At 72.6% G+C, this 8,924-nt stretch carries 11 protein-coding genes; 4 read left to right on the top strand and 7 right to left on the bottom strand.

What is annotated here, in order from left to right:
- Positions 1–122: 122 nt before the first annotated feature.
- Both ACFUUZ_RS20050 and ACFUUZ_RS20045 read right to left on the bottom strand, forming a co-directional pair.
- The gene (locus ACFUUZ_RS20050) at positions 123–515 is read right to left on the bottom strand and encodes a hypothetical protein (protein WP_378698283.1); all 393 of its coding nucleotides are present in this window, start codon (positions 513–515) and stop codon (positions 123–125) included.
- 103 nt (positions 516–618) lie between these two features.
- Complete coding sequence (locus tag ACFUUZ_RS20045) at positions 619–1,317, bottom strand: PAS and ANTAR domain-containing protein (RefSeq protein WP_378698281.1); 699 nt, start codon at positions 1,315–1,317, stop codon at positions 619–621.
- A gap of 106 nt (positions 1,318–1,423) precedes the next feature.
- Between ACFUUZ_RS20045 and ACFUUZ_RS20040 the strand changes: the two genes are divergently transcribed.
- The gene (locus ACFUUZ_RS20040) at positions 1,424–2,368 is read left to right on the top strand and encodes a dipeptidase (RefSeq protein ID WP_378698279.1); all 945 of its coding nucleotides are present in this window, start codon (positions 1,424–1,426) and stop codon (positions 2,366–2,368) included.
- Between the two features lie 17 nt (positions 2,369–2,385).
- Here the strand turns inward: ACFUUZ_RS20040 and ACFUUZ_RS20035 are convergent, their stop codons facing one another.
- From ACFUUZ_RS20035 to ACFUUZ_RS20025, 3 genes are all read right to left on the bottom strand, one after another.
- Entirely contained in the window at positions 2,386–2,598 is a 213-nt protein-coding gene (locus tag ACFUUZ_RS20035; RefSeq protein ID WP_378698277.1) for a hypothetical protein, read from the bottom strand.
- 127 nt (positions 2,599–2,725) lie between these two features.
- Positions 2,726–3,541 (bottom strand): acyl-CoA thioesterase domain-containing protein, encoded by an 816-nt coding sequence (locus tag ACFUUZ_RS20030; RefSeq protein WP_378698275.1) that lies wholly within the window; start codon positions 3,539–3,541, stop codon positions 2,726–2,728.
- A gap of 192 nt (positions 3,542–3,733) precedes the next feature.
- Positions 3,734–4,603 carry a helix-turn-helix transcriptional regulator gene (locus ACFUUZ_RS20025; RefSeq protein ID WP_378698273.1) on the bottom strand — a complete coding sequence of 290 codons (870 nt, stop codon included), beginning with the start codon at positions 4,601–4,603 and terminating at the stop codon, positions 3,734–3,736.
- 139 nt (positions 4,604–4,742) lie between these two features.
- Between ACFUUZ_RS20025 and ACFUUZ_RS20020 the strand changes: the two genes are divergently transcribed.
- On the top strand, positions 4,743–5,765 hold the full coding sequence (locus ACFUUZ_RS20020) for a zinc-binding dehydrogenase (RefSeq protein ID WP_378698271.1): 1,023 nt from the start codon (positions 4,743–4,745) through the stop codon (positions 5,763–5,765).
- A gap of 72 nt (positions 5,766–5,837) precedes the next feature.
- On the opposite strand, the gene ACFUUZ_RS20015 is transcribed toward ACFUUZ_RS20020, so the two are convergent.
- A complete protein-coding gene (locus tag ACFUUZ_RS20015; RefSeq protein WP_378698269.1) occupies positions 5,838–6,497 on the bottom strand; it encodes a maleylpyruvate isomerase family mycothiol-dependent enzyme in 660 nt (219 codons plus the stop codon).
- Positions 6,498–6,551: 54 nt separating this feature from the next.
- Entirely contained in the window at positions 6,552–7,109 is a 558-nt protein-coding gene (locus ACFUUZ_RS20010) for a hypothetical protein (RefSeq protein ID WP_378698267.1), read from the bottom strand.
- A 776-nt stretch (positions 7,110–7,885) separates the two neighbouring features.
- Here ACFUUZ_RS20010 and rnhA point away from each other — a divergent pair.
- Complete coding sequence (gene rnhA / locus ACFUUZ_RS20005) at positions 7,886–8,380, top strand: ribonuclease HI (protein ID WP_378698265.1); 495 nt, start codon at positions 7,886–7,888, stop codon at positions 8,378–8,380.
- A gap of 107 nt (positions 8,381–8,487) precedes the next feature.
- On the top strand, positions 8,488–8,898 hold the full coding sequence (locus ACFUUZ_RS20000) for a hypothetical protein (protein ID WP_378698263.1): 411 nt from the start codon (positions 8,488–8,490) through the stop codon (positions 8,896–8,898).
- Positions 8,899–8,924: the final 26 nt, after the last annotated feature.

Here is an 8,924-nt window from a genome sequence, read left to right as displayed (position 1 = left end):
AGCTGGTGGCCACGCTGCGCGTGGTCTTCGCCGCCTGACCCCCGGCAGCCTCGCCGCGGGGGGTCGGGGTCGCGATCCCGACCGCCCGCCGACGTCTCGTCCCTCGAACACCGTCACCGCCGCTACCCGATACCCGGGTGCGGCCAGGAGAAGCGCACGCAGGTCGGGTGCCCGCTCTCGTCCGCCGGGCCGCGGTCGAGCGCCGCGTCGCCTGCCAGCGCCCGGACGATGTGCCAGCCCAGCCCGTCGGTTGTCGGCTCGGCCCGGGTGCGGGCGGTGACGCGGACCCCGATGACGGTGTCGTGCACGCGGTATTCGCACCGCAGCACCGCATCCGGCGCCGTGGCCGGCACCAGCAGCGCGGCGATCTCGTGCACGACCAGCTCCAGATCCGCGACCTCGCCCACCGACACCCCGAGCCCGAGACCGACGGCCCTGGTCAGCACCCGCCCGAGCCCGAGCTGCTCGGGCCGCGCCCCGAACTCCACCGCCACCGCCGCACCCGGCCTGACCATTCGGGCTCCTTCCACCCGCCGGACAGTTCATGGCGTACTACCCCGTCCACCGCGGCATCTCGCGCACGGACCGGTCTCTGCGCTTTGCGGACAAGCGAAGCGCCTATCGACTCGAGGCCTGCTCCCCGGCGTCGGGGTCGATGCGGGTGTGGTTCGTCAGCAGCAGGTGGTCGAAGGCGGTGACGGCGTTGGCGGGCGGGGCCGGCATCAGGGCCAGGTCCGCCACCACCCGGGCGGCGATGTCGCGCAGCTTGATGTTGGTCTCCTGCGAGCGCCACGCCAGCACCCTGAATGCCTGCTCGGCACCGATGCCGTACATGCGCATGAGGACACCCTTTGCCTGCTCGATCACCGCCCTGGCCTCCACGATCTCCGGCATCCGCTCGTCCATGAGGTGCTTCTCGGCGGCGTCGAGATCATCGGTGAGGTCGATGTAGTAGCCGCTTGTGCCGACCAGAGCGCCCGCGTCGTCGCGGAGCCGGTCCGCGACCACCATGACCGCGTGCTCCGCGCCCGCGGTGTCGATGATGCGGTGCCGGGAGGAGAACGGCTCGCCGTCGCGCAGCGTGCGCGCGATCAGCTCGGCCACGTGGTCGCGGTCGTCGGGGTGTTTGTGCGCGAGCACCAGCTCGGTGGTCGGCTCGACCTCGCCGGGGGTGTAGCCGTGTAGCCGGTACACCGGCGGCGACCACTCCCAGCGCTGCTGGGCGAACCACAGGGTGAACGCTCCCACCAGCGCCGCCGAGGCGGCCGGGTCGGGCCGCACACCATCTCCGTCTGCGTGAATGTCCGATTCGGGCACGCGGAATATCTTAGAAAATGAAGCTCCGCCGGTGACCCGCATCCTCCACGGTCGAGGGGCGGCGAGGTGCGGCGCACCGAGACGACAGGAAGGTATCGCCCCACCCGTGAACCTGCTCTGGGACCAGCACGCGTCCCTTCCCCTGCGTGCCGACGCCGAGGTGGAACCGCTCACCCGCTTCACGCGCCCCGGCCCCACCTTCGTCTCGGTCAACGCCGGCTACTCCCCGCACTCCTTCGCCGACGCCACCCGCCTCCTGGAGCACTACCGCAGCGCGATCGCCGCACATCTACAGCTGGGTCTGGCCGACATCGCGCGGCAGATTCCGACCACGCCGGCGGCAACGGTCGCCATCGCCTTCGACCTCGAGGACGCCGCACCGCTCGACGGCGACCTCGACAACCTGGCCCGCTTCGCCGCCCTCGGCGTCCGAACCCTGGCCCCGACCTACAACCACGCCAACCTCGCAGGCGGCGGCTGCCTCGACGCCGACGATCCCGCCCTCACCCGCTGGGGACGCGACCTGGTCGCACAGATGAACGCGGTAGGTGTCGTGCCGGACGGCTCGCACGGCAGCGCCCGGACCGGGCTCGACATGTGCGAGATCTCCACCCGCCCAATCGTCTACAGCCACTCGTGCATGCGCTCGGTCTGGGAGCACCCGCGCAATATCACCGACGACCAGGCCAGGGCGTGCGCGGAGACCGGGGGAGTCGTCGGCATCACCGGCGTCGGCATCTTCCTCGGCCCCAACACCCCCACCCTGGAGGCGATGACCCGCCACCTCGAATACGCCGTCGACCTGATCGGCATCGACCACGTCGGGGTCAGCACGGACCACTCCTTCGACGCCGCCGACTTCCTGCTCGAGATCGCCCGCAACCCCCACCTCTTCGACGACTCCTACACCCGCTGGGGCCCGATCACCTGGATGCCGCCGGAAACCTTCCTCACCCTCGGCGACCATCTCACCCGCCGCGGGTGGGCGCCCGCCGACATCGCGGCCGTGCTGGGCGCCAACTTCCTGCGCGTGGCCCGGCAGACCTGGTGACCGAGCCGTGTCCTACGTCAGGACGTCGTCACCCCACTGCTGAGCCCGGCCGACCCGGTGCTCAGCAGCTGCAGGATGTTCTGGATGAAGCCGCACCCGCCCGGCATGCCGATCGGGTACTCCACGCACGCGGCGACCGGCGCGACCTGTTCAGGAGCGGCCTGGGCGCCCGCAGGCGCCGCCAGCATCGAAGCGCCCGCGAGTGCGGCCACGGCCAGTGCTCGTTTCATCGATATACCTCACATCTCCGAGTCGGGAATCGGTCGGCTGCCCCCGGTCAGCTGAGGTCACGCTAGGGAGCCGCCGCGTCGGTCGCCAGCCCCCGGTTCCGAGGCCCACCGACCTATGGGCATCGGGTCAGTCGGAGGTTCCGGCGAGCTCGGCGGCGGAGGTGGCGGCGAAATCGATCTGCCTGCGGGCATTGGACAGTGCGGTCACCACGGTGGTGCCGACCGGCCCCGCGCGGTCGTACAGGGTGGCGGTGCCGATCGAGACCCCGGCCGCGGCGATCGTGCTCTCGGCGCGCAACCCCTGCTCGTGCCCGACCGGCAGCCGCGCGAGCGTCAGCGTCACGTCAGCGTTGATGTAGCCCGCTCCCGCCGAACCCCAGTGGCAGACGTGGTTGGTCGAATCACCCAGGATCGCCGCGCGCTGGAACGGGGTGATCGGCTCCCCGGCCACCAGTGGCGGCAGGCTCTGCCAGGCGATCTTGCGCTCGGCGTTCTGGTGCGCGGCGAAATCGGAGCTCCACTCGCCGTCGCCGCTCCTGAACAGCGGCGGTGAGCCCTCCGGGGACATCGTGCCCGACGGCGGCATCGGCAGCTCCTCCCCTGGGCTCCAGACCGTGCCGGGCGGTTGATCGCCCGTGGTGAGGAAGACCGCCGAGGCCCGCACCCGCGGCGCGCCGTCCTGCAGCAGGACGGCGGCGGCCACCGCGATCCGCGAACCGCGCCGAACCACCGTGCTGCTCAACGCGAACTCCGTCGCGGCCACGGGCTGGTACAGATCCACCGTCAGCCGCGCCGGAACGAACGCTGCGGGACAGTGGGTTTCGAGTTCGCGGGCCAAGAGGCCGCAGAGCCCGGTCCCGCTCAGCGTGCCCGGGGCCCACGGACTGATCGCCAGTGGTCGCGGCGCGAGCCTGCCGTCGTGCCACGCGAAAAAGCTCAACATCCGATCTGTCCCCTCGGAACGGGATCATGCAATGCGACCGGGTTCCCCCTTCATTCTGCGGCGCGGGCGTCATGTACTCGACCCACCGGGCAGTGGAGCCGCTGATGGCCAGCAGGAAGATCAACAGCGGTGGTCCTGCGAGCAGGCCGACGACGTACGAACAGCCAGGGGATCGTACAGCGGTCAGTGCCACTACCGGAGAGCGGAGACTCCGGCCCCTGCCCAGGAGGCGAGGATGCGCAGGCGTTCGGCGGAGGGGGAGCCGGGTTCGGCGGTGTAGACGAGCAGGGCGAGACCGGGTTCGGCGGTGATGGCGAGCTCCTCGTAGGCGAGGACGAGGTCCCCGACCTCGGGGTGGTGGAACCGCTTGGTGCCGGCGCCGTGGGTGCGGACGTCGTGGGCGGCCCACAGGCGGCGGAAGGTCTCGCTCCGGGTCGACAATTCGCCGACGAGGTCCTGCAGGGCGCGGTTGTGCGGGTCGCGACCTGCTTCGGTGCGGATCATCGCGACGCTCATCTCCGCGAAGAGGTCCCAGTCGGGATAGAAGTCGCGGGAAGCGGGGTCGAGGAACTGGAAGCGGGCCAGGTTGGGGGTGCGTCCGCCGGTGCCGAAGACGGGGGAGTAGAAGGCGCGGCCGAGCGCATTGGCGGCGAGCAGGTCGGACTGCGGGTTGCGGACGAAGGCGACGGCGTCGGTGATGCTGTCGAGGACCCACTGCAGGGTGGGGCGGGCCGCGGCGGCTCTGCTCGGACGGCGGCGGGTGCGGCCGGAGGTGGGGATGCCGTCGGCGGCGCGGGCCAGGTCGAGCAGGTGGGCGCGTTCGGTGTCGTCGAGCTGCAGGGCGGTGGCGATGGCGTCGAGGACCGCGGCCGATGCGCCGGCGATGGCGCCGCGTTCGAGTTTGGCGTAGTACTCGACGCTCACCCCGGCGACCGCGGCTACTTCCGAGCGGCGCAGCCCGGCGACCCGGCGGTTGGTGCCCGCCGGGATCCCAGCCCGCTCCGGGGTGAGCTTGGCGCGGCGGGTCATCAGGAACTCGCGGACCTCGGCTCGATTGCTCATCATCCCAGCGTAGGGCGGTCGCGCGGAGCCTGGGGTGCCCTGCCGGTACACCTCTCGACAGGGTCTCCCGCGCCGCCGCGAACGGGGGCAGACTCGATGGCGCGGGCGGGGAACGACAACTGTGAAGGAGTACCTGACCATGCGTGGAGTCGTCATGCACGCCCCCGGTGACGTCCGGGTCGAGGAGCGGGCCGAGCCGCGGATCACCGAACCCACCGACGCCGTCATCCGGATCGCCGCCACCTGTATCTGCGGCTCGGACCTGTGGCCGTACCGCGGCATCGAGGAGGTGCGGATGCCGAGCCCGATGGGGCACGAGTACGTGGGCGTGGTCGAGGAGATCGGCGCCGATGTCGACACGCTGCGGGTCGGCGATTTCGTGGTCGGCTCGTTCTTCGCCTCGGACAACACCTGCGAGATCTGCGCGGCGGGCTACCAGAGCCGCTGCGTGCACGCGGTGCCGATGGGCGGCATCGGTACGCAGGCCGAGCGGGCCAGGATCCCGCTCGCCGACGGCACGCTGGTCGTGGTGCCCGGCGAGCCGAGCGCCGAGCAGCTCCCGCACCTGCTGGCCGCCTCGGACGTGCTCGGCACCGGGTGGTTCGCGGCGGTGGCCGCGGAGGCAGGGCCGGGCAAGACGGTCGTCGTGGTCGGGGACGGCGCGGTCGGGCTGCTGGCGGTGCTGGCCGCGGCGCGGCTCGGCGCGGAGCGGGTGATCGCGGTGAGCAGGCACGCCGACCGGCAGGCGCTGGCGCGCAAGTTCGGCGCGACCGACATCGTCGAGGAGCGCGGGGACGCCGGGGTGGCGAAGATCAAGGAACTCACCGGCGGGCTGGGCGGGCACTCGGTGATCGAGGCGGTCGGCACGCAGGAATCCATGGAGCAGGCGATCCGCTCGGCGCGGCCCGGCGGGCACGTCGGCTACGTCGGGGTCTCGCACGACGTGTCGCTCGACGGGATGGAGCTGTTCTTCTCCGGGGTGCACCTGCACGGCGGGCCCGCCCCGGTGCGCCGCTTCCTGCCCGAGCTGATCGAGCTCATCCTGAACGGGGAGATTTACCCCGGCGACGTCTTCGACCTCACGCTCCCGCTGGCCGATGCGGCCGACGGCTACCGCGCCATGGACGAGCGGCGCGCGACCAAGGTGCTGCTCACGGTCTGATCCGCCTGGTCCGAGAGATGCCGGAGACGCGGCGCCGTGCGATCCTTGTCGCGTGGTGTACCGGCACGCCACTCACCGCCGCGGACTCCGGTCGCGATCCGCGCAGCGCTCGCGCAGCGCGGCGGCGCCGGGGCCGGTGAGCTCGGCGCAGTAGGCGGCCCGGCCCGCCATCGCCAGGGTGAGGGCGAGGGTCGGGCCGGTGACCAGTGGGCCGGAGCCCGCGGTGAAGGGGCCGTCGGTGGCCTCCAGCCGCAGCCCCGCCACGGCATCCTTGCTGTTCACCGCGAAATTGCGGGACGCGAAGAAGCGTGCGACCTCGGTGCAGGGCTCGAGGCCGGGGCGGGCGGGCAGGCCGAGCGGCTGCCTGATGTCCTGGGCGTGCACCACGATCTCGCCGAGCCAGGCGGGGGTGTGGCCGCTGGCCGCGGTGGTGCTGTCCAGCACCGAGCGGAAGCGGGCCAGGGTTTCGGCGGGGTCGGCGCCGCGGTGCCGGGCGAGCAGCCGCGCGTTGTGCACGGCGGGGTCGAATCGGGCGCCCGCCATGCTGCGGAGCCAGCGCACCCGCCCGGTGCTCGCGGCGGCGGTGAGGTGCGCGACCACGTCCTCGACGGTCCACTCCGAGCAGAGCGAGCGCGTCGACCACTGCTCCGTGCTCACCTCGGCGAGGTCGTCGGCGAGCGCGCGGCGCTCGGCGTGGATCATGGCCCAGAGGGCGGCCTCGGTCGCGGGCATGGAGTACTCCTGTCGTCGCAGAGAGGACGTCGCCCGCCGCCGGAACTCATCGGTTCACCGCGGCCGTTCGAACCACTGCTTGGCCTTGGCGGGCGCGAGCAGGCAGATCACGGTGATGCCGGTGATCACGCCGAGTAGCCCCGGCGGCTGCATGCTCGCCATCGCGCCGAAGCTGAACAGCGCCTGCAGGCTCGCGAGCACGATCGCGGTGACCCGCAGGCCGTTCCCGGCCGAACCGAATGCGAAGGCCATCCCGGCGGTGATGATCGGCAGCAGGAAACCGGCCGTGAGCTGACCGGCGAGCTCGGCCCGGCCGGTCCCGATCGCCACGCCGATCAGCGCGATCCCGGCGGCGCCCATGAGCCAGGCGACGATCTGCGCGGACCGCACCGAGCCGGGCATGCGCGGCGGCGCGACCGGATACGGCTGATAGAAGGGCGCGCCGGGCCCGGGGTACGCGTTGTACTGCTGCTGCGGATACGCATTGTGCTGCGGCTGCGGATACCCGTTGTGCTGCGGCTGCGGATACCCGTTGTACTGCTGCTGCGGGTAGGCATCGTGCTGCTGCGGGTAGTGGTGGTACTGCTGCTGCGGGGGATGGGGATCCGACACGCTCGTCTTTCCGATCGAGTCCGGGGAGCGCCACCCTGCCGAACCGGCAACCGGCCCGCCCCCCGGCGTAGGAGTGCAGCGTACGACATCGGCGCACCAGGAAATCGCCGGGCTCACCGGGTTTCGATGCTGTCACGAGTCCGAACGTGATCTGTCGCGGGCGTGGCCCCGGGCCGACACTCGACAGCGGGGGCACCGCAACGAGGAGGTCGCGGAGGTGGACGCCGAGGACGATCGGGTGCTGCGGCAGCGGCGCGGCGGGTCGGGGGAGCGGTGGCGCGACATCTACGCGACCCCGGCCGACCGCCCGCCGGTCGAATTCCCCGTGACCTGCGCGCCGCGGATCCCGGACGCGGCCGTATGCGCGCAACTGCGGGAGGTGCGGCTGATCCTGCGCGCGGCCGCGGTCGCGGCGCTGACCGAGGCCGAGTGGGTGCGCCGCGTGCGCGCCACCGGAACCGTCCTGAACCGGGTCCGCGACCCCAGGGGGCGGGTGACCCGGTACTCCGCGCGCACGCACGACCCGCGCTGGGGCTCGCCGGGGACCACGTTCCTCGACCTCGATCTCGGCACCGACCTCGCTCGACCCCTTCATCGCCCGCGGCCTGCGGATCTACGGCCGGGCCGAGCCGCCGGTCGAGCGCACCGGCATGGTGGGGCCGGGCCACTACCTGCGCATCACCCCCGTCGAGTCCTGGAGCTGGAATCTCGACGGCGAGCCGGTCGGCGACCGGTGGTACGACACCAGGCACGCCAGGCACCAGTAGTCTCACCGCGTGGAAGTCGAGATCTACACCGACGGCGCCTGCGCCCCCAACCCCGGCCCCGGCGGCTGGGGCGCGGTGCTCCGCTACGGCACGCACGAGCGCGAGCTCTACGGCAGCGATCCCGGCCCCACCACCAACAACCGGATGGAGCTCATGGCCCCGATCCGGGCGCTGGAGGCGCTGACCAGGCGCTCGACCGTCCGCGTCTACACCGACAGCACCTACGTGCGCAACGGCATCCTCTCCTGGATCCCGAAGTGGAAGGCCAATGGCTGGTTGACCCAGAAGCGGGAGCCGGTCAAGAACGCCGACCTGTGGCAGCGGCTCTCCGCGGCCTGCGCGGGCCACGACGTGGCCTGGGAATGGGTCAGGGGCCACGCCGGGCACCCGGAGAACGAGCGCGCCGACCGGCTCGCCGTGCGCGGCGCCCGCGAGGCCGGTGGCGCGGCCGAGCAGCCGGGCAGCGCCACCCCGCGCGCAGCCCGCGCTCGATCGGCGCGCTAGGCACGCTCGCCGATGCCCACTGCTCCGGGAGGGGACGGCGGCGGCCGACTCGAGGAAGAATGGGGGCGTGAGTGACATGATCAGCCCCCAGCTCGATCCCTAGCGCCATGCCGGACGAGGAAGCGCCGGGCACCGGCGGCAAACGCAGCATGCGCGACCAGCTGCGCCGCAGGTTCGACGGCATGAAGCCCGCCCGCGACGACGACGGCGCCTCGAACGTCGTCCGGTTGCCGCGCCATCCGCGGCGGGTGCCGGACGAGCCCGGCGGCCAGCACCCGAGGCCGTGGCGTCCGGAGAACAGCCGCCCCGGCGACCCGCCCCCGACCCGTCCGGTCACCCGCTCGGAGCTGCAGGCCGAGACCGGCGCGTGGACGCCGCCGCCCGCCGCGCCCGAGGGCGAGCACGAGGCGAAGGTCGTGGAGTTCGGCGCGCGCCCGCGCAGGCGCCCCAACGCCCCGCGCATCGCGCGCCCGCGCCGGATCGAGAAGCGGGACGGGGAGCCGCCCAGCGCGGAGTGAGCCAGGGAACCGCTGGTGGCGGCGGT

Source organism: Nocardia sp. NPDC057353 (genome assembly GCF_042667085.1).
Classification (GTDB): domain Bacteria; phylum Actinomycetota; class Actinomycetes; order Mycobacteriales; family Mycobacteriaceae; genus Nocardia.
The sequence above is the reverse complement of the archived record's forward strand: the minus strand, read 5'-3'. Positions and strand labels throughout refer to the sequence as shown.